Consider the following 19,602-nt stretch of genomic DNA (forward strand, 5'->3'; position numbering starts at 1 on the left):
CCCTTGGGCACGAACGGTCCCGGCCAGTCGCATGAAACACCCGAGGTGTCGGCCCTTCGGAACTACAAGATCGCCGGCTTCTCGGTCGAACGGCTGATGACCTTCCTGACCGCGCTCGACCAGGACGTGAGGATCGTGATCAGCCGGAAGCCCCGCTCCCGGCGTTCAGCTCGCATCAGCGTGGTGGCGGCCTGAACACTGACCGTCTGGCCTCTCACGCCGCCCCGCACCACAGCTGCAAGTATCTTTGGTTGCGGGTCCCCGCAACCATAAAGGCCGCAGGCGAACAGCCTGCCGCCGTTTTCATTTGTGGCCAGCGGATTTGAACCCTTGCTGGCCGGCAACCACGCGGATGTTGAATCCACCAAAGGAGTGCCCGACCAGAACATAAGGCCCCTTCTCCCCCGCCATGTTCAGTAGCGCCTTCAATTCCCTGGCGATCTGTAAGCTCGTGCGCGGCTCGATCGCGGGCCCGCTCCACCCGTAGCCGGCGCGGTCGTAGGAGCACACGCGCGCGAACCCGGCCTTCGGCGACGCCGACCTCCCGGGCGTATGCCTGCGCGTACCGCGCCAGCACTCCGGCCGACGGTGGAGGCCCGGCGGGGCGCTTCCGACCTGGCGTCACCTCGCACCTCGGCGTCTGGCCGTGGGCGGGCGGCGGCTTGGCGTCGTCCCCAGCAGCTCTCGCTCCAGGGCGTCAGCCTCGGCCAGGCCCAGAGCCCCAGATCGTCGCCCATCGGCGATCGCCGTGCTGACGATTTCGGATCCAAGGTGGCTGGCGTGGGCATCGCGAATGGACCTGGCGGGAGTGGTGACGGGCACACCTTCAACACGTTCGACATCGTCCGGCGCGAGGTCTGCGTAATGGATGACCAGCACCTTTGGAACCTGGCGTCGAAGGCGAACGGTGGCCGGCAGCGTCAGGTGAATTCGCGCGGGGTTCACATCAGACAGCTCATGGATGGACAGGGCCGTTTGATGGGACACCACACCGACGACGTCAGGGCGGCGGACTTGAGGCCAGAGGACCGCCGCCATGTAGTGCCCGAACTGAGTCACGGGGAATCGGGTGAAGCGGTACACGCCTCGCGTTTCGCGCGCGATGTCTCCCTGTTTGGCGAGCTGCACCAAGCGGACCTGGTGCAGGCCTGCCGTTCTCGCCTGGGCCGCAGTGAAGAAGCCGCTTTGTCCCTCGGCGATTTCGTAGAGCACGGTGTCCCATTGGCGTTTGTGCATGGCAGTAGTCGATGGCAATAATATAACGTCTTTGAGTACTAATGCCAGCACTCACATGGACAGCGCCGGTCGTCCAGTCGCGCGAACGCGACTTTAAACCCTACCTGGCGCCTCCATCAGGCAGCGCCCGTCCACAAAACTGCAAATATCGTTGGTTGCGAGCTGCCCGCAACCATGACGGCCGCAGGTCGAACAGCCTGCGGCCGTTGCCATTTGCGCCGCGCTCTTCCCCGCCAGCCTCTGTTACCTGGCTTCCCCAGCCGTTCAGAGTCTGGGAATGCTCACGACAAGCTGATAGACCCCGAGAGCAGCGAGGCTGAGGGCGGAGAAACCAACGAGCACGCGCTGAACGCGAGCACTCAGGAAGCGAGCCGTGCCGACGAGGAACACGAAACCAGCGAGCGTCGCGACCATCGTTCCGTAGAACGCGACGATGAGCGCGACGGCGCTGGCAGGATAGTGATGCCACGCGGTAGCGACGGCTGGACCAAGCACGAGAGCCCAGCCGAGGTACGGGTTGGGATTGAGCACATTGACGAGAGCCGCTTGAAGCAGCGTGCGCGGAGCAGAACCGAAGTCTGCAGAGGAAGGCTGGGACGAGCGGCGCAACTGGCGAAAAGCCGACCAGGCGAAGTAGATGAGAAGGCAACCGCCTGCCGCCCTCAGCCACAGTTGCGCCATGGCGGGAAGCCGTCCGAGCACGAGCAGGACGAGCACGGCAATTGGAATGTCACTGAGAAGCGGAGACAACGAGGCAGGAAGCGTTCGCTTCCAACCGGTTGCCACAACGCGAGAGAGCAGGAACGCCTGCAAGGGACCCGGCTGTATGGCTGCCGAGAATGCGAAGCCGATTCCGAGGAGAACGTACTCGAGCACGGGACAACTCCTGGGGAGTCAGGACAGGATGCCTGACGGCCGGCGCTCACCCGCCGGCGCGCATGATACTACCGGTGGGATCTTCCCTCGCTTCAGTGGACACCGAAGAACGACGCCGCTCGTTGCTCATGGTCATCTGGCGTTCGATATTCGAGCGGCTGGCCCGCGGCTGCCGGTGGATTGCACGACGAGGCGTGAAGGTCAAGGACGCTTCAGACCGGGACATTGTACGGGTTGCGGATTCGAAGGAAGGTGGGGAGAAACCAGCCGACGGGAAACCCGAGAAGGATTGCGAAGATCGGTACGCCCATGCCCAGACCGACCGCCACGACATCAATGGCTACGAACGCCGCGATTCGGAAGACTCGACTCGCAGGGATAAACATGTGGTCTCCTCTGTTGCCCCCGAAGGGCGGCCACCACGCGCAGAGATCGATCTGCCGGCGCCTACGATCGCGCTTCAGTCGCGGCGGCTCATTCTCCCGCCGGCCCCGCCGCAGGCCTTCGCGCAGCAACTCGGCGACGTGCCACACGCGTCAGTTCACCCGTCGACGAGCGGGTCGCTTGCCCGGAATCGCACCCCTGCTGACGCACGAGGGCCCTTTGCGCTGATCAGTGCGTGGCCAGCTCGCCGTAGAACGGCCAGTCGATGTTCATGTCGCGCGTCAGCGTCTGTTTGGTCAGCGCAAGCCGGAGGAGCGCGATTGGCATGCTCCCCTGACGAAGGACCTCGTCGTGAAACTGCCTGTTGGTCATGTGCTTCGAGTCCACGAGTTCCTTGCGGAGGCCGCGCAGCTGCAGGCCGCCGAGCAGATAGGCCGCCTGGTAGAGCGGGCCGTATTCGCCCGAGAACGACCGGCGGACTTCGGCTGTGGCATTGTCGCGTTCGTGCCCGACTCTGTCCACGAGAAAGTCGATGCATTCCTGCGGCGACCACTGGCCCATGTGGAACTTGAGCGAGAAGATGATGCGCGCGCAGCGATGCATGCGCCAGAACAGCGCGCCGACCTTCTGCGCCGGCGTCTTGTCGAAGCCCAGGTCGTAGAGCGTCACTTCCCAGTAGAGTGGCCACCCCTCGCCGAAAAACGGCGTGTTGATGCCAAGATTGGCACGGTAGCCACGGAAGCGTGCGCCCAGGTAGCCCACGAGGTTGTGTCCGGGAATCATCTCGTGGAAGGCCGTGGCGTGCGAGAAACCAGGGTTATTGCCCCGCATGCTCTGAAGGCGCGCCTCGTATTCCATCGTGTCGGTCGGATAAGACACCTGGATTTGCGATCCGCCCAGGAAGAACGGGTTCGAGAGCTGCGCTTGCGGCGACATCATGACCATGTGCAGCGACTCGCTCGCCACCCGGGGCACCGTGATGAGGTCCTTGGCACGCAGGTAGTCAATCGCCTCGAACAGCAGGTCGCGAATCAGAGCCGGCTGGCCGCCTGGCGGCACGTACGATTCTTTCGTCTTCTCGACCGCCTTCTTCCACTCGTCGCCGAGGCCCATTTGGCGGGAGGCCTTCTTCATCTCCTCTTCACACCAGGCGAACTCCCGATTGGCCAGCGCGATCAACTGCTCCGGCGTGTACGGGATCATCTCCTCGGTAAGGTCGAGGATGAGACCCTCCCGACCACGCGCAGACCCGGCAATGCCGGTGTTGTCGATCTTGCGCGGCGGGTTCGGTGGCAGTGTCACGCTCGCACGGGCGATACGCGCCTCGCTCGTGCGCTTCAGGTAGAGGTAGTCCACTTGGGCGTTGCGGCTGAGCGTGTCAAAGTCCAGCGTCTTCAGCGCGGCCAGCCAGTCCACGTAGTACTTCGGATCAACCGGTGCCGCCGCATTGCCGCCTCGGCCCCCGCGGCCGCTACCCGTGCCCGCAAGGAAGCGCGCGACAACATCGCGCATCTCGTCCTGACGGAGGGCAATGATCTCCGGCAGGTTTGGCACATCGTCAACGGCCGCCGCCGGCGGAATGGGCGTCGCCCGCGGGGCCGGCAGCGTGGATGGCAGATCCGACGCCGCCACCTTGTCGCGCAGGAATGCCGCGTACCGCGAGAGCGCTTCGTCCACATGCTTGTAGGGAAGGCCCATCCACCACGTGAACAGCGGGTCGTAGCCGTTGTAGAAGCCGTACCACTCGGCGGTGATGCTACGGAGCGCGTCGGTGACCACGGCGCCGCGAAGCGCGAGCTCCCGGCCCGGGCGCATGGCGTCGGCCGTACCGGCGGCAGCCAGGCCCGCTTCGAGCTTCGCGCGAATCTCCCCAATCCCGCGGATTACGCCCGTGATCGCGGCGGCGGCCTGTTGCGCGTTGACGTCCTCGATCCGAATGCGCGACTCGGCCAAATGCACAATCTCGGTCGCCATCGGTACGATGGGCATGACCGCCGCCAGCGCTTCCGTCTCTGCCTCGAGCGTCTGCAGATTCGTCCGAATCAGGTTGTGGAGCGCTTCGAGATCCGTTCGCGCCTTGACGGTGAGCTTCGTGGCGTCGAGTCGACCAACGGCCGCCTGCCAATTCACGTCGAAGCGTTTCAGCCGAGCGATCCGATTCGTCGAAAGCGGCACAATCGGTGGGGCCGCCACGGTTCCGGCTGCTGATGGAGCTCGTGGCTGGGCCGGTGCTCCTCCGGCTGCCCCGGTCGGAGCACCCGTTCCGCCCGGCGCTGGCTGAGCGGCCGCCGCCCCCCCGCCGGCACGTCCACCGCCGCCACCACGTCCGCCTGCGCGGCCGCCGCCGGCGTAGTTGCCGGAGAGCGTGGCTCTATCGAGCGTATAGCGCTGCGTGACGAGCCGCATCTCGCTGTCCGGAGCCGCCAGCAGCGGACGCAGATCGGCCGGCACCGCCTGGGTCTCCGGCGCCTGTGTTGACGTCCCCTGCTGTGCGACGCTGCGCGCCGCGAACGGCCCGGCCAGGATGGCCACAATCCCCACGGCGGCAAGATGGACTCTCGTGCGGCTCAACATCATGGTGCAACTCCTGGACGCAAGCGTAATCACGTCGGGGCACTACGGCAACTGGTACTAGTTGGGGCTGGTCGAAAACACCGTCGCAGATGGTGGTGCGAGTACGGCGCTCGCGACGGCAGAACCGCGCGCGGCTGCTGATCGACAGGCGTATACTTGCGACGTCCGTCGCCGCGTGGCCGGGCCGCCGAACGGGCCACGACCAGTCGGGCGGACAACAGGGAATGAACCTGAAGGCAGTATAGAGATATGGAACAACGCTGTTACCTCTCGGCAATCTGGCTGACATGGCTCGGGCTGCCACTGCTGGCGGTGGTGGTGGGACTTCGCGTGGGACTGGTGACCGCGGTGGCGGTGCTGGTGGTTGGAATCGTCGCACAGGTGCTCTACCTCCGGTGGTTTCCGCAAATGTCGCGCTGGATGGGCTACGGGTCGGTCGCCGACACGCCCCCCGATCCCGCGCGAATGCCGACAGAGCTCCCACGCGTGACGTTTTACACGGCCAACGTATGTCCCTTCTGCCCAATCATCAAGCGGCGTCTGGCGGAGTTGCAGCGACAATGGCCGTTCGAGGTCGAAGAAGTCGACGTCACGTTCCGCCCGGAGATCATTCGGGCCAAGGGGCTGCGCAGCGTTCCGGTCCTGGAAGCCAATCACCGCCTGCTGGTCGGGAATGCCACGTCGGCACAGATCGCGGAGTTCCTGAGAACGGCTGCAAAGGTGCAAGAGGTCACCGGCTAAGGTCGGCTTGCAGCCGACGGCGGCCGACACGAGAATCAGCCGCCCCGGGTGAGGCCCATCTCGTTTGGCGGACCAGACGCTGGTCCCGACAAGAGCTGCCGTCGCCTGATAGGTTCAGGCAGCGTGGCGATTACTCGATGGTTCGAGCACGGCGAGGCTCAGGCGCAATCGGAAAGGTTTGAGGAGCCGATTCAGCGTTTCCTGGGTCGGGTTGTGCCGTGGGTTGATCGCTCGCACAACATTCGGACTGGCCATGCGGACTCTCGCAGCGTACTCCTTGACACCCATGGCGCGGATTACCTTACCGAGCGCATGTTGGACCGACACCCCTTCCTCGATCGCGGCCAGGAGAAACTCGCGGGCGAATTCCGGATCTCGGAGGTCATCTGCGAGTCCGCTATTCCAATCCCTACTACGCCTTGCCATGACGGGTCGCCTCCAAATAGTCGTTCCAGAATCGTTGAGCGTTGCGGATGTCCGCGCGCTGGGACGCCTTGTCACCGCCGAGGAGCAGCAGGATGATCGTAGCGCCTGCCTTGCCGAAGTAGATCCGGTACCCGGGTCCAAACGTGAAGCGCGCCTCCCAGACGCCGCTCTCGACAGCCTTGTGGTCACCGAGATTGCCCGTTTCGAAGCGGAGCACGCGTGCCTGAATGCATGCCCGTACCCGCAGATCCATGGCGTCCAGCCAAGTGCGAAACGGACAGCTTCGCTGCGCCGTGACGTACTCGCGGATCGTGAGCTTCGTCGACACGCAGGTGAAATATTATCATATGGGATAATAATGTCAACAGGCGACGGCCCCCCCGGCACGGCAGACGAGAGAACCTCCGGGTCTTGGCACTCAGGTCAGGCTCGGACCTGACGTCCCTCTCCTTCACAGGGCTGTCGCGATGCTGAACAACGGCCATGTTGACAATCTTTCGGTAATCTCATATTCGTCCATAATCAGGTAAGTCATGTCTGCCTTTTCTATCCAGACTTCCTTGAAAGATGCTCGGCGACGATTGAAATCCGCGCCCCGTGCGAGCGGGCGCCGACTTCGGACGGACCGAGGCACGTCACGGCTCGACGCCCCGGTGCTCTCTTGGATCGCCGAAGCTCTTTCGGGACACGGCGGATGCCAAGACGACCCGTGGCGGATGTCCTCATCGGCGCGTTTGCGAGCACCCGCCAGGGCCTCCTAACGCGCAACCCGACCGACTTCGCCCCGGTATTTCCCTCGCTGACCATCGTGACGCCGGACGCTTCCTGATCAGGATTGGCGCGGGACTGCCGGGGGCGCCGCGTCTCCCGACGCCACAGCCTCCTCCCGACGGCTCCGCCGCAGGCCTTCGCGCAGCAACTCGGCGACGTGCCACACGCGACGACCGGTCGCCTGCGTCACCTGCTCGCGACAGCTGAACCCGTTCGACACGATGTACGTGTCGTCCGAGGCCGCGCGCACTGCGGGCAGCAGCCCGCGCTCCCCCACCTGGATCGACACGTCGTAGTGGTCGCGCTCGAATCCAAAGGCGCCTGCCATGCCGCAACAGCCCGCGTCGAGCAGCGTGAAGTCGAGCCCCAGTTTCTTCAGCACCGCGACTTCGTCGTCGATCCGAAGCGACGCCTTGTGGTGACAGTGCGCCTGCACAATGGCGCGGCCGGTGAGCGTGGCGGGCACGGTCTTTCCTTCACGCTCCAGGAATTCGGTGAGGAAGAACGTCTGCTCGCTCAACTTCCTCGCGAGCGCATCATCGGGGAAGAAGCGCAGCAGTTCGTCCCTGAAAACGGACACGCAACTTGGCTCAAGCCCGACGATGGACACGCCGGATTCGATGTCGGTGCGCAAGCTCTCGAGGATGTCGACCAGTTGACGGCGAGCCGCGTCGAGCAGGCCGTGATCGTAGAGCGGACGGCCGCAGCAGAGATGCTCCCGCGGGATCTCCACGCGATAGCCGACCGCGTCGAGGACATCGGCGGCCGCCCTGGCCACCTCCGGGTGGAAGTAGTTGTTCGATGTATCGGCCCACAGGAGCACGCGTGGGCGCGTATCGGCTTCGCGTGTGGCGGGCGTGAACGACCGCCTGAAACTGCGCGCGGCAAACGCCGGCATGCGCCGCTCGGGTGCGACGTCGAGCGCCCATTTCACAATTGTGCTGAACGGTGCCACCTGCGTGAAAAAATTGACCAGCCACGGCACATACTCCGCCATCGCGGCCCATCGATGGATGAGCCCAAACGCATACGCGCGCAACGGCCTCCGCCGTCCCTCGTAGTAGTGCGACAGGAACTCCGACTTGTAGGCGGCCATGTCGACGCCCACCGGGCATTCGCTCTTGCAGCTCTTGCACGACAGGCACAGATCGAGCGCCTCGCGCACAGCCTCGCTGCGAAAGCCGCCCTTCACCACATCGCCCTGGAGCATTTCAAACAGCAGGTGCGCCCGGCCTCGCGTCGAGTGCTGCTCGTCGCGCGTCACCATGTAGGACGGGCACATGGACCCGATGTCGGTCTTGCGGCACTTCCCCACGCCGACGCAGCGCACGGCCGCATCAGCGAAGCTGCCTTCGATCGGATACGCGAACCGGCTCGCCACGTGTGGCGGATGATATTGCGGCATCCGGAGGTGCTCGTCGAGGCGGTACGGGTTGACGACCTTGCCTGGGTTCATCCGGTTGCCAGGATCCCAAATCGCCTTGAACTCGCGAAACGCCTGGACGAGTTCCTCGCCGAACATCCGCGGCAGAAGCTCCGCCCGCGATTGCCCGTCGCCGTGCTCGCCCGAGAGCGACCCGCCGTAGCCGACCACCATGTCGGCGGCCTGCTCGACGAACCGGCGATACGCGGCGATGCCCTCTGTCGACTTGAGGTCGAAATTGATTCGCGTGTGAACGCAGCCCTGGCCGAAGTGCCCATACAGCGCGCCCTGCAGACCAAACGCCGCCATGAGCTTGCGAAACTCGCGCAGGTATTCGCCGAGCCGCTCCGGCGGCACAGCGGCGTCTTCCCAGCCTTCCCAGTTATGGCCCTCGCCGGGCACGAACGAGGTGGCGCCCAGCGCCGACTCCCGGACACTCCAGGCCTGCTGACTCTCGATCGGATCGCGGAACAGCCGCATCGCGGGCATATCCGGACGCGAGCGGAATCCCTCCATCAACGCTTCAGCCCGGGCCTCCGCCTCGGCGATCGTCTCGCCCCCGAACTCCGCGTACAGCCAGCCTCCGCCAGGCGGCAGCAGCGCCAGCCCCTTGGCGTTCAGCTTCTTCTTCCGCGTGTGCTCGACGAGCAACGCATCGATACCTTCGAGACCGATCGGGCCGTAGCCGACCACAAACGGTACGGCGTCGGCCGCACGATACACATCCTCGAAGCCAAGAAGCAGCAACGCGCGCGCCGGCGGGCTCGGCACCAGGCGAGCGGTCGCCTCGAGGATCGTGACGCACGTCCCCTCGGTCCCGACCAACGCCCTCGCGACATGAAACCCGTTCTCGGGCAGGAGGAAGTCGAGGTTGTAGCCGGACACGCGGCGCGGGATTCGCGGAAATCGTGCGCGAACCAGGTCGCCGTACCTGTCGCGCAGGGCGCGAAGACCGCTGTAGATCTCTCCTCGTCGTCCGCCGTCGCGAATGATGCGGTGGAGTTCGTCATCAGAGGTAGCCCCGGCCCGCATCCGCAGGCCGTCGTAGGTCAACACTTCCAACTCGTCGATGTTGTCGTCGGTTTTGCCCGCCATCACCGAGTGTGGACCGCACGAGTTATTCCCGATCATCCCGCCGACCGTGCACCACCGATGCGTCGCGGGATCGGGCCCGAACGTCAGATGATGCGTCTCTGCCAGTTCGCGCAGCCGGTCCAGCACGACGCCCGGCTGGATGCGCGCCTGGCGCGCCACTGGATCCATCGACACGATGTGATTGACGTACTGAGACATGTCGATGACGACCGCGACGTTGCAGCATTGACCGGCGAGACTGGTGCCCGCACCACGCGACAAGATGGGCGCCCCTATGCTCCGGCACGCGGCGACGGTCTCGACGATATCGTCGACATCGCGGGGCACGACGATTCCAATCGGCACCTGCCGATAGTTGGAGGCATCGGTGGCGTAGAGCGCACGGCTCGCGGGGTCGAACTTGACGTCGCCCTTGATGCGCGCGCGCAGCAGCGCCGCGAGTTCGAGCGCCTCGCGCATGTCAGTGGTTCCCGCGGTCGAGCGGGCGTTGGCGGTGAGCGTCGGAGTAGCCATGGCGCGGCCCTCAGCATACCAGAGCGTTGTATACTTGGAGGATTGTCGCCGACCGTTGGACGGCAGAGAGAGGGTTCGCGTGTTCGACTTGATCCAGGACTTCTTCCGCCTCGTCTACAACGTCCCGAAGCTCATCGAGGTCGGCGGGCTCATCGGTCTGATGTTCGTCATCTTCTCCGAAACCGGCCTGATGGTCGGCTTCTTCCTGCCGGGCGACTCCCTGCTCGTGACGGCAGGCGTGGTCGCCTCCAGTGGACTCCTGAACATCTACGAAGTGATCCCGGCGCTCATCGTCGCGGCCATCTGCGGCAACGCCACCGGGTACTACATCGGCAAACGTGCCGGGAAGGCGCTCTACAGCCGGCCCGATTCGTTCTTCTTCCGCCGCCAGCACCTGATCCGCACGCACGAGTTCTACGAGCGGCACGGCGGCAAGACGATCATCCTCGCGCAGTTCATGCCCATCGTGCGGACGTTCGCTCCGGTGGTCGCGGGCGCGGCCGACATGACCTACCGCCGCTTCGCCTCGTTCAACGTGATCGGCGCGATCATCTGGATTACGAGCATGACGCTCACCGGGTACCTGCTCGGCAGCGTGATTCCCAACATCGACAAGAACATCCACATCGTCGTCGCGATTGTGATCGTCCTGTCGTTGCTGCCGGCGCTGATCGCCTGGCTCCGGTCGAGGACGGCAAAAGCGTAGTGATAAGGGCGCGGTCAATCGACCCGCGCCGAGTTGCCGGGTCTGACCGCCTCCGCCAAGGCTACGGCGGTCCGCCGGAGCTGCCGAAGGCAGCGAAGGCGGAAGACCCGGCCTCCAGTGCTGAAGACCCAGCCCCCAGGAGAGCTGTCGAAGGAGAAGACGAGTCTCCAGTCCTTGTTCCTGGCATCTACCCCATCAACCGCGCCCCCCGATGCGATAACCACCTGTCGAACGCCGGCGGGCGATCGCATACCAAATCCGCGACGCGAGCAGCACGCCGACGATGACGGCGTAGTTGCGCGGCGGCCGGATGTCGGCCTTCACCAGCCACCAGTAGTGCACGACGCCGACGATCGCCGAGCCGTACGCCAGTCGATGGAGCCTCCGCCACGTCTTCCCGCCCAGCCGGCGAATCATCCCAGCGGTCGACGTCAACGCCAGCGGGAGCATCAGCGTGTAGGCCGTGGCGCCCGCCGTGATGAAAGGCCGCTTGTAGATGTCCTTGATGATGGCGGCGCCATCGAAGAACTGATCCAGCCAGACGTACGTCATCAGGTGCAGCGATCCGTAGAAGAAGGCGTACAGCCCAAGCATCCGCCTGAATCGGATCGCGTCGTTCCAGCCGGTCCAGCGACGCATCGGTGTCACCGCCAGCGTCAGCAGCAGGAACCGCAGCGTCCAGAGGCCGGTCTCGTGCGTGATGGTCTCGATGGGATTCGCGCCGAGCGCGTGAGTCCACGCCCCCCAGCCGAGGTAGGCAAGCGGGCCGAGCGCAGCGACGAAGACGACGGTCTTGAGGATCAGAATCATCCGGCCGTCGCCCCCGTTTGTCAGTAATTCCGCCGCAAGTCCATGCCAGCGTACAGCCCGGCCACCTGATCGGCGTAGCCATTGAACATCAGCGTCTTTCGCTTGGAGAACTCGCCGATGCGCCGTTCGTTTCCCTGGCTCCAGCGTGGATGGTCGACCTGCGGATTCACGTTGGAATAGAACCCGTATTCCTGCGGCGCGTACGCTTCCCACGCCGTTGTCGGCTGCTGCTCGACCAGCCTGATGCGCACAATGGACTTGATGCTCTTGAAGCCGTACTTCCACGGCACCACGAGCCGGAGCGGCGCGCCGTTTTGACCAGGCAGCACGCGCCCGTACAGCCCCACCGCGAGGATGGTCAACGGGTGCATGGCTTCGTCGAGTCGTAATCCTTCGACGTACGGCCAATTCAGGATCGCCGATCGCAGGCCGGGCATCTGATTCCTGTCGGCCAGCGTCGTAAACTCCACGAACTTCGCCTGTGACGAGGGCTCGACGCGTTTGAGTAATTCTGCCAGCGGGAATCCCACCCATGGGACGACCATCGACCAGGCCTCGACGCAGCGCAGTCGGTACACGCGTTCCTCGAGGGCGTGGGGCTTGATCAAATCCTCAAACTGGTAATCGGCCGGCTTGTTGACCAGGCCGTCGATCTTGACCGTCCACGGCTTGACTCTGAAGTTCCTGGCGTTTCGTGCAGGGTCGGCCTTGTCGGTGCCGAACTCGTAGAAGTTGTTGTACGACGTGATGTCGCCGTACGTATTCCACTCCTCGTTCACCGTGTAGGCGCTCTTGCGGACGTTGGGAATCTGGTCCTGCGCGGCATCGAGTGCGACGACGCGCAAGAATCCGGCGGCCGCAGCCAGAGCGGGCACGGCGGCTGCCAGGATGAACTCCCGCCGCCGCAGATAAACACCTTCGTCGGTGATCTCGGAAGATCGGATGGGTGACGCTATTCGTGTGAGCATGGGGGCCTCTCACCCCCAGCGTACCCCTAAGTGGGGCCGTCTTGCCACTTGCATCAGCCGCGTCACCCGCGTCACCTGATTGGCTTTCCCTGGCCACCGCAGTACACTTCGGGACACTTCTCCCGGAGACCCCTCCCATGCCACAGAAACGACCGACTATACGCACCGCACGCCAGGCCGACGGCGGCTCGCCGGCCCGATTCACCTCGCAGACGCTCGCGTTTCTGCGCGCCCTCGCCCGCAACAACCGGCGCGAATGGTTTCAGGAGCGGAAGGACCGCTACGAGGAGGTCGTGCGGGCGCCGATGGCTGCGCTGGTAGAGCGACTGGCCGTCGACTTCCGCGACTTCGCGCCCGATCTGATCGCGACGCCGCGCGCGTCCATGTACCGGATCTACCGCGACACCAGGTTCAGCGCGGACAAGACGCCGCTCAAGACGCATATCGCCGCGGTGTTTCCCCACCGGCTGCTGCCCAAGCACGAGTGTGCGGGCCTGTACCTGGAGGTCGCGCCGCAGCATGTGTGGTACGGCGGTGGAATGTACATGCCGTCGACTTCGCAACTGCACCTGGTGCGCGAACACATCGCGGCCAACCACCGGCGCTTGCGCACCATCGTCGAATCCCCGGCTTTCCGTCGGGTCTTCGGTGAGATCACGGGCGACCAGCTGAAGCGCGTGCCGCTCGGCTTTCCGAAAGATCATCCAGCGGCGGAGTTTCTGAAGTTCCGGCAGTTTCTGGCCGGATGTGAGAAGCCGGCCGCATTCGCCACGTCTCCCGGGTTCTACCGGTCGATTCTGACAGCGTTTCGGACACTCTCGCCCCTCATCGCGTTTCTCAACGCGCCGCTCATCGCCGATCGCGGGCGGGGCTCTGATCCCTCCACATGGCTGTCGAGCGAGAGGTAGCGCGTATGGTCGCCGGGATGGCCGGGCGACTGGCGACGGGGCTCGTCGGCCTCGTGCTGGTCGCTGCTGCCGCGCAGGCCCAGATCAGATTTAGCGACGAAACCGACCGCGGCGCGTTCCGATCCTGGTTCACGTTTCTGGCCGACACGCAGTTCTACCGCCACACCACCGACGTCGCCGACTGCGCGGGTCTGGTCCGCTACGCCGTTCGCGAGGCGATGCGCGTGCACACGCCTGAGTGGCACCGGCTCGCCGGCCTCCCCCTTTCTCCGCCCTTCGCGGATGTGCGCTCGCGACCGCAGCCTCGCCCGGACGGGTGGCCGCTATTCCGCGTCGACGACCACCGCTACGCGGAGTTCGCGGATGCGCGGACCATCATTACGCTGAACAGCCGCAGTGTCGGGCGCGACACCGGGGCCTTGCGCCCCGCCGATCTCCTCTATTTCAGGCAGGAGAACCAGCGCGCCCAGGACCACTTGATGGTGTACGTCGGCCCCTCGTTTTTTGAGCGGGACGGACAGGACTGGATCGTCTACCATACAGGTCCGACCGACGGGACCCCGGGCGAAGTACGGAAGACCCGGCTGACCGACTTATTGCGCCATCCCGCCGCGCGTTGGCGACCGATCCTGCAGAACCCTTCGTTTGTTGGCATCTATCGACTGGCCTGGCTATGAAACGACTACACGTGTTGTTCCTCCTGGCGCTCGTCGGGTTCGCGCCAGCAAGGCTCGCCGCACAGGCACTGGACCAGAATGCGGGGCCGGCCTTCAACGTGTGGAGCAGCCAGATCTATCTGACGAAAGATCAGTCGGCGTTCTCCCTGACCTACCAGAACGTCGACCATCTGGATTTCCGGGTATATCGGGTCGTTGATCCGCTTGCCTTCTTCGCCGGCTTGCGCGATCCCCACCAGTTGGGCAGCGAGAAGCCGGTAGTGCCCCAGGAACGGACGTGGCTCGAGCGCATCGCGCTCTGGAAGGCCTCGCGCCGTGCCGACGTGCGGATGTTCCTGCGCGCCCAGGTGAGCCACGCCTACCGACTCAAGCAGCGCGAGGCGCAGGACAAGGAGAAGGTCGTGCAGCGCCAGACGCTGCAGTACAACACGTTCGCGCAGGTGCCGTTGCTGAATGCGTCCCGCCTGGTGACGTCATGGCGCGAACTGCTGCCGCTCGCTCGTGATCCGGAGACACGGCGGATCCCGCTCGACGTGCACGATCCCGGCGTCTATCTCGTGGAAGCGGTCAGCGCCCCGCTCAGGGCCTACACGATCGTGATGGTCTCGGATATCGGGCTCGTCACGAAGACGGCGCCCGGGCAGATTCTCGTGTACGCCGCGCACCGTATCACCGGTGAACCACAGAAGGATTGCGACGTCCAGACGATCGTCGATCGGAAGGTCAGCAACGCCGGCAGGACCAATCAAGACGGCCTGGTGATGGCGGCGGTCGACGCGGTCCGGCCCGAGTCGGTCGTCACCGTCGCGCGGTGCGGATCGCAGGTGACGGCCACCGACCCCGGCGGCTGGGCGATGCGCGAGCCAGCGCGTGAACTCACCGGATACATTTACACCGACAAGCCCATCTACCGGCCCGGCCACACGACCCGGATCAAGGCCGTGCTGCGGTGGCGCGCCAACGGACAGTTGGTGCCGCTTGACGCGAAACAGGCGGAGGTCTCGATTACCGATGAGAGCGACAAGGTCGTGTACCGCGACACCCGCCCCATCGATGCGTTTGGCACCCTGAACACGTCGTTCCCCGTCCCGGCGAAGGGGGCACTGGGCTTCTACACGATCACGGTCACATCCGGTGATGAAAAGGCGACCGGACATTTCGAGGTGCAGGAGTACCGGAAACCCGAGTTCGAGGTGACCGTCGTCAGCCCGGATCGCTTTGTGGTGCAGGGTCGCCAGGCCTCGGCCACCATCACGGCCCGGTACTATTTTGGCCAGCCGGTCGCCAATGGCATCGTGACGTACGTCGTCCACAAGCAGCCGTACTATTCGCCGCTACGCTGGGGTGACGAGAGCGACGAGGAAGGCGGCGGGTGGTGGGGCGGCGAGGAGGCCAGCGAACAGTCGGCGCGGCTCGATGAAAAGGGCACGGTGACGGTGTCGATTCCGCTCGCCGTCAACGACAAGGGCCGCGACTACTCCGTCCGCATCGAGGCGCGCGTCACCGATGCGAGCAGCCGCGAGGTGAGCGGCCACACGTTCGTGCACGCGACGTTCGGAAAGTTCTTCATCACGGCCCAGCCCGATCGATTCGTGCAGCGACCCGGAACGCGGGCGCAAGTCACGATGAAGGTGCTCGACTATCTAGGCGCCCCGCAGTCAGGAACCACCCTGCGCGTGGCCCTGGAACGGCTCGTCTACGAAAAGGGGCGGTGGGACAATCCGACCGTCACCTCGATCGCGGACGGTACAGTGCAGTCCGACCAGGACGGACGGGCCGAATGGGCGGCCACCCTGCCAGCCGAACCCGGCACGTATCGATTCCGCGTCTCAAGCGACAGCGAGGGCAGAGCCGTGCAGGACACGGCGAGTGTGTGGGTGTCCGGCGCGCGATCGGACCTGGTCGATGAGTCCGACACCAATCTCGAACTGGTGGCCGACAAGAAGTCCTACCAACCTGGAGACACCGCACGATTGATCATTCGAGGGGGCGAGGTGACGGCCCCCGTCCTGGTCACCAAGGAAGGCCAGCAGATCTCCGACTATCGCGTAGCCCGCGTCGGCAAGGACAGCACCATCGAGGTCCCGGTCGTCGAGGGCGACCTCGGCGACACATACGTGAATGTCGTGTTCGTCAGCAAGGATCGGCTGTACCGGGCCGAAAAGCGACTGAAAGTGCCCGCCACGTCACGACAACTGCAAGTGGCGGTCGCTGCCGAGCAGAACGTGTCGAAGCCCAGGCAACCCGGCCGGTTCACGCTCACCGTCACCGACGCCGTCGGGCAGCCCGTGAAGGCGCAATTGAGCGTTGGCGTCATCGACGAAGCCGTGTATGGCGTCAAACCTGATGACACGCCGGATCCGCTGCGGTTCTTCTACCGGCTGAACTACAGCCGGGTCAACACGGAGTTCTCTCGCGACTATTCGTTTACCGGCTACGCCGGGGCGCAGCAGTTGCTGCTCACCCAGCGGCAGCGGCGCCGCCCGTTGACCCTGGCCGACTTCAAGGGCGAAAAGCCCCGGCCCCAGGTGCGCAAGGACTTCCCCGACGCGATCTTCTGGACGGCCGATCTCGTCACCGATGCACAGGGCAAGGCCAACGTCGAGGTGCCCTACCCCGACGCACTCACCACGTGGCGGCTGACGGCGCGCGCCGTGACGGCCGACACGAAGGTCGGTGCGGGACTCGCGCGGACGACTACCACCAAGGACCTGATCCTGCGCGTCGTCACGCCGCGTTTCCTGACCGAAGGCGACACGCTCGACCTGCCGGTTATCGTGCACAACTTCACAACCGGCGATCAGACCGTCAGCCTCACGGGCAAGGTCACCGGACTCGCCACCGGCGAGGCGGCTGGCTCCGCCGTTGATCTGTCGCAACCGCGCACGTTGCAGGTCGCGCAAAACGGTGAGGCCCGCATCGACTGGCGGATGAAAGCCTCGATCGTGGGAACGGCCACGGTGACCGGGTCGGCGACGACGCCATCCGATTCGGACGCGGTCGAACTGCCGTTCCCCGTGCTGCCCTTCGGGCTCAAGCGCGAATCCGGCGCCGCCGGTTCCATCGTCGGCGCGGGTGAACAGACCGCCGACCTGACCATCCCCGACACGGCCAATCCCGCGGCCCGCACCGTGCGGGTCCAGATCGCGCCTTCGCTGGCAGGCCCGCTGCTTGGCGCGTTGGAGTACCTCACGTCGTATCCATACGGATGCACGGAGCAGACACTCTCGAGCTTCGTGCCCAATCTGATCGCGCGGCGCGCGCTGGCGGATCTTAAGCTCCCGGTGACCGAGAGTCTCAAGTCGCTCGACAGGCAAGTCACCGAAGGACTCGCCCGCATTGGCGACTACCAGCACGATGATGGCGGATGGGGATGGTGGAAGACCGACGAGAACCACCCGTTCATGACGGCGTACGCTGTCTACGGACTTCTCGAAGCGAAGGCCGCCGGCTACAAAGTCGACCGGTGGACTATTCAGAGGGGCCTGGGTGCCCTGCGGCGATTGTATGCCGAGTACCCGCGCGCGATCCCGGAATTGAAGGTCTACAGCACATACGTGCTTCTGCTGGGCGGGGCGCAGGGAATCGCCGTTGAGAGCGACGACGCGGAGGGAAAGGGCTGGACCCAGAAAACGGCGCTCGATGAACTGTGGGCCGCGCGAAGCCGCATGACGGCCTACGGCCAGAGCCTCCTTCTGCTCGCACTCGATCTCGTGAAAGACGTGCGCGGCAACGACCTGGCCAAAGAACTGACGGCCTCGGCGCAGCGCAAAGGCGACCTCGCCTGGTGGCCCACGGACCATGATCCGCTGCTCGAGGACTTCACCGACACCAGCGTCGAGGCGACCGCGTTCGCCGTGCGTGCGCTCGCCCGGCGCGATCCGAAGAACCCCCTGCTCGAACCGGCCGTGCGGTGGCTGCTGCTCAACCGGACGTATGGCATCTACTGGGCCAGCACCAAGCAAACCGCCATGGTGCTCTACGGTTTGCTCGACTTCATGAGGGCGCGAGGCGAGACCGCGAGCGATGGCGAGGTGGACGTGCTGGTCAACGGCACATCCATCGGCACACGACGCTTCACTGCCGCGGCAATCACGTCTCCCGATCCAATTGAGCTGACCGCTCCCGCACGCTCGGGCGCCAATGCCATTCGCATCGTCAAGCGGGGCGGCGGCGCCGTCTACTGGGCGGCGCAGGCGACCTACTACGACACCACAGCGGCGCAGGAGCGCACGGGCTCGCGCAAGCTCGCGCTGCAACGCTGCTACTTCACCCTGTCTCCAGTGACCGTCAAAGGCCGCATCGTCTACCGGGAAACGCCGTTTGCCGGCACGGCCCGACCCGGGGACCTGCTGCTCGTGCGACTGACCACGGCAGGTTCGAAGGACTGGCGCTACCTCATGCTGGAGGATCCGATACCGGCTGGCACCGAACCGATCCAGCAGGACCAGTTGTACACGCTGGAGCAGAAGCGATCCTTCTGGTGGGGCAGCCGGCGGGAGTTCCGCGACAGTCGTGTCGTGTTCTTTCTGGAAACGTTCAGCGAGGGCCGTTACGAGTTTAGCTATCTGCTGAAAGTCACGACGCCGGGCATCTTCCGCGCGACGCCGGCGCGCATCTCCGCGATGTATGTACCGGATGCCATGGCCTCGAGCGATACGATTACTGTGACGGTGGAATCGGCAGCGACGGGGATAGCGACGACGCCGGCCGCCGCACCGGCCAAGGGAGGTCAGCAGTGATCAAGCGAACCGCCGCGATCCTCGCCTGGCTGGTCGTCGGACATGCCGTGCTTGGCGGGTTGTACTGGGCGCTGCTCCTGGTGCCCGAATCGAATGTGCTCATGCTGAGCACTTCCCTGCTGCTCGTTCTGGGCATGGTGTGGTGGCTCGGGCTTGTCGAGGGCGTTGGCCTGCGGGCCTGGCAGGCCGACGGTGGCCTGCGGGCAAGCCTGACGCCAGCCGCGAGACGCGCCTGGCTGGTCGTGTTCCCGCTGGTCGTCTTCGCCCTCGTTTGGTGGATCACGGGGCTCGCCTCGGGATGGCTCGACCGGCATTGGAGCGAGATCGATGCCTGGATCCTGTTGAAGACCGGATGGACAAACACCGCAGTCCTGATGTCGGGGTGGAAGCACCTGATTGCGTTTGTCCGCTATGGGTTCGGCGCGTCGCTTGCCTTGGCGCTCTTTGTCGGTCTGCTCCGAACGGGCCTGGGCGGGCTTGCGTCGGTTTCATGGGCGCGCCGGGCGTTCGCATGGCGCCAGCTCGTCATCATCGCCGCCGCCCTCGTGGTCGGCGTGCTCCTGCCGTCACATCTCGCGTACTGGCGCTGGCAGCCCAAGAGCGTCTCCGCCACGTGGTTTGAACCGGCATTTGCTGTGACCAAACTCTCGCTGATGTTCCTGGTCGCGAACCTGGCGTGGGCGGCTGTGCTTCGAGCGATCAGTCGGGAAGCTCAGAAGCGACAGTAGCGGCCAGTTCCCTCGAACCCGGGT

Annotated in this window: 17 protein-coding genes; 8 read left to right on the forward strand and 9 right to left on the reverse strand. The window is 65.0% G+C overall.

Annotated elements, in window-relative coordinates; translation table 11 throughout:
• Positions 1 to 45: 45 nt before the first annotated feature.
• Positions 46 to 195, forward strand: coding sequence for an XRE family transcriptional regulator (locus tag NT151_12585; protein ID MCX6539752.1), 150 nt, complete (start codon positions 46 to 48; stop codon positions 193 to 195).
• Positions 196 to 303: 108 nt separating this feature from the next.
• Here NT151_12585 and NT151_12590 read toward each other — a convergent pair whose 3' ends face one another.
• The 5 genes from NT151_12590 to NT151_12610 all read right to left on the reverse strand — a co-directional run bounded on the left by NT151_12590 (position 304) and on the right by NT151_12610 (position 5,073).
• The gene (locus NT151_12590) at positions 304 to 510 is read right to left on the reverse strand and encodes an alpha/beta hydrolase (protein MCX6539753.1); all 207 of its coding nucleotides are present in this window, start codon (positions 508 to 510) and stop codon (positions 304 to 306) included.
• A gap of 111 nt (positions 511 to 621) precedes the next feature.
• The gene (locus NT151_12595; protein MCX6539754.1) at positions 622 to 1,236 is read right to left on the reverse strand and encodes a type IV toxin-antitoxin system AbiEi family antitoxin domain-containing protein; all 615 of its coding nucleotides are present in this window, start codon (positions 1,234 to 1,236) and stop codon (positions 622 to 624) included.
• Between the two features lie 264 nt (positions 1,237 to 1,500).
• A complete protein-coding gene (locus NT151_12600; protein MCX6539755.1) occupies positions 1,501 to 2,112 on the reverse strand; it encodes a LysE family transporter in 612 nt (203 codons plus the stop codon).
• Between the two features lie 212 nt (positions 2,113 to 2,324).
• Entirely contained in the window at positions 2,325 to 2,498 is a 174-nt protein-coding gene (locus tag NT151_12605) for a hypothetical protein (GenBank protein ID MCX6539756.1), read from the reverse strand.
• 226 nt (positions 2,499 to 2,724) lie between these two features.
• Positions 2,725 to 5,073 carry a DUF885 family protein gene (locus NT151_12610; protein MCX6539757.1) on the reverse strand — a complete coding sequence of 783 codons (2,349 nt, stop codon included), beginning with the start codon at positions 5,071 to 5,073 and terminating at the stop codon, positions 2,725 to 2,727.
• Between the two features lie 246 nt (positions 5,074 to 5,319).
• On the opposite strand from NT151_12610, the gene NT151_12615 reads away from it, so the two are divergent.
• Positions 5,320 to 5,811, forward strand: coding sequence for a glutaredoxin family protein (locus tag NT151_12615; GenBank protein ID MCX6539758.1), 492 nt, complete (start codon positions 5,320 to 5,322; stop codon positions 5,809 to 5,811).
• 412 nt (positions 5,812 to 6,223) lie between these two features.
• Here NT151_12615 and NT151_12620 read toward each other — a convergent pair whose 3' ends face one another.
• Positions 6,224 to 6,565 (reverse strand): type II toxin-antitoxin system RelE/ParE family toxin, encoded by a 342-nt coding sequence (locus tag NT151_12620; protein ID MCX6539759.1) that lies wholly within the window; start codon positions 6,563 to 6,565, stop codon positions 6,224 to 6,226.
• A gap of 366 nt (positions 6,566 to 6,931) precedes the next feature.
• Here NT151_12620 and NT151_12625 point away from each other — a divergent pair, with 366 nt between their 5' ends.
• Positions 6,932 to 7,066, forward strand: coding sequence for a hypothetical protein (locus NT151_12625; GenBank protein ID MCX6539760.1), 135 nt, complete (start codon positions 6,932 to 6,934; stop codon positions 7,064 to 7,066).
• Here the strand turns inward: NT151_12625 and NT151_12630 are convergent, their stop codons facing one another.
• Positions 7,067 to 10,039 (reverse strand): FAD-binding and (Fe-S)-binding domain-containing protein, encoded by a 2,973-nt coding sequence (locus tag NT151_12630; GenBank protein ID MCX6539761.1) that lies wholly within the window; start codon positions 10,037 to 10,039, stop codon positions 7,067 to 7,069.
• A gap of 79 nt (positions 10,040 to 10,118) precedes the next feature.
• On the opposite strand from NT151_12630, the gene NT151_12635 reads away from it, so the two are divergent.
• Complete coding sequence (locus NT151_12635) at positions 10,119 to 10,745, forward strand: VTT domain-containing protein (protein ID MCX6539762.1); 627 nt, start codon at positions 10,119 to 10,121, stop codon at positions 10,743 to 10,745.
• A gap of 195 nt (positions 10,746 to 10,940) precedes the next feature.
• Here the strand turns inward: NT151_12635 and NT151_12640 are convergent, their stop codons facing one another.
• Positions 10,941 to 11,555 (reverse strand): sulfoxide reductase heme-binding subunit YedZ, encoded by a 615-nt coding sequence (locus NT151_12640; GenBank protein ID MCX6539763.1) that lies wholly within the window; start codon positions 11,553 to 11,555, stop codon positions 10,941 to 10,943.
• Between the two features lie 20 nt (positions 11,556 to 11,575).
• Positions 11,576 to 12,523: a protein-methionine-sulfoxide reductase catalytic subunit MsrP gene (gene msrP / locus NT151_12645; protein MCX6539764.1), complete on the reverse strand. Its 948-nt coding sequence runs from the start codon at positions 12,521 to 12,523 to the stop codon at positions 11,576 to 11,578.
• 137 nt (positions 12,524 to 12,660) lie between these two features.
• On the opposite strand from msrP, the gene NT151_12650 reads away from it, so the two are divergent.
• The 4 genes from NT151_12650 to NT151_12665 are packed head-to-tail and all read left to right on the forward strand — an operon-like array spanning position 12,661 to position 19,578.
• Positions 12,661 to 13,431, forward strand: coding sequence for a DUF2461 domain-containing protein (locus tag NT151_12650; GenBank protein ID MCX6539765.1), 771 nt, complete (start codon positions 12,661 to 12,663; stop codon positions 13,429 to 13,431).
• Positions 13,410 to 14,108: a DUF1175 family protein gene (locus NT151_12655; GenBank protein MCX6539766.1), complete on the forward strand. Its 699-nt coding sequence runs from the start codon at positions 13,410 to 13,412 to the stop codon at positions 14,106 to 14,108. The genes NT151_12650 and NT151_12655 overlap by 22 nt, the downstream gene beginning before the upstream one ends.
• Complete coding sequence (locus tag NT151_12660; GenBank protein ID MCX6539767.1) at positions 14,105 to 18,850, forward strand: MG2 domain-containing protein; 4,746 nt, start codon at positions 14,105 to 14,107, stop codon at positions 18,848 to 18,850. Before NT151_12655 ends, NT151_12660 begins: the two co-directional genes overlap by 4 nt.
• Positions 18,847 to 19,578 carry a hypothetical protein gene (locus NT151_12665; GenBank protein ID MCX6539768.1) on the forward strand — a complete coding sequence of 244 codons (732 nt, stop codon included), beginning with the start codon at positions 18,847 to 18,849 and terminating at the stop codon, positions 19,576 to 19,578. Before NT151_12660 ends, NT151_12665 begins: the two co-directional genes overlap by 4 nt.
• The last annotated feature ends 24 nt before the right edge of the window (positions 19,579 to 19,602 follow it).

It is taken from the genome of Acidobacteriota bacterium (genome assembly GCA_026393675.1).
Lineage (GTDB): Bacteria > Acidobacteriota > Vicinamibacteria > Vicinamibacterales > JAKQTR01 > JBAXOX01.

What these genes read in the sequence shown, in the direction of transcription:
- NT151_12595 (MCX6539754.1), bottom strand. Translation starts at nt 1,236, where the DNA reads ATGCACAAACGCCAATGGGACACCGTGCTCTACGAAATCGCCGAGGGA.
- NT151_12605 (MCX6539756.1), bottom strand. Translation starts at nt 2,498, where the DNA reads ATGTTTATCCCTGCGAGTCGAGTCTTCCGAATCGCGGCGTTCGTAGCC.
- NT151_12610 (MCX6539757.1), bottom strand. Translation starts at nt 5,073, where the DNA reads ATGATGTTGAGCCGCACGAGAGTCCATCTTGCCGCCGTGGGGATTGTG.
- NT151_12615 (MCX6539758.1), top strand. Translation starts at nt 5,320, where the DNA reads ATGGAACAACGCTGTTACCTCTCGGCAATCTGGCTGACATGGCTCGGG.
- NT151_12625 (MCX6539760.1), top strand. Translation starts at nt 6,932, where the DNA reads ATGCCAAGACGACCCGTGGCGGATGTCCTCATCGGCGCGTTTGCGAGC.
- NT151_12630 (MCX6539761.1), bottom strand. Translation starts at nt 10,039, where the DNA reads ATGGCTACTCCGACGCTCACCGCCAACGCCCGCTCGACCGCGGGAACC.
- NT151_12640 (MCX6539763.1), bottom strand. Translation starts at nt 11,555, where the DNA reads ATGATTCTGATCCTCAAGACCGTCGTCTTCGTCGCTGCGCTCGGCCCG.
- msrP (MCX6539764.1), bottom strand. Translation starts at nt 12,523, where the DNA reads ATGCTCACACGAATAGCGTCACCCATCCGATCTTCCGAGATCACCGAC.
- NT151_12650 (MCX6539765.1), top strand. Translation starts at nt 12,661, where the DNA reads ATGCCACAGAAACGACCGACTATACGCACCGCACGCCAGGCCGACGGC.
- NT151_12655 (MCX6539766.1), top strand. Translation starts at nt 13,410, where the DNA reads ATGGCTGTCGAGCGAGAGGTAGCGCGTATGGTCGCCGGGATGGCCGGG.
- NT151_12660 (MCX6539767.1), top strand. Translation starts at nt 14,105, where the DNA reads ATGAAACGACTACACGTGTTGTTCCTCCTGGCGCTCGTCGGGTTCGCG.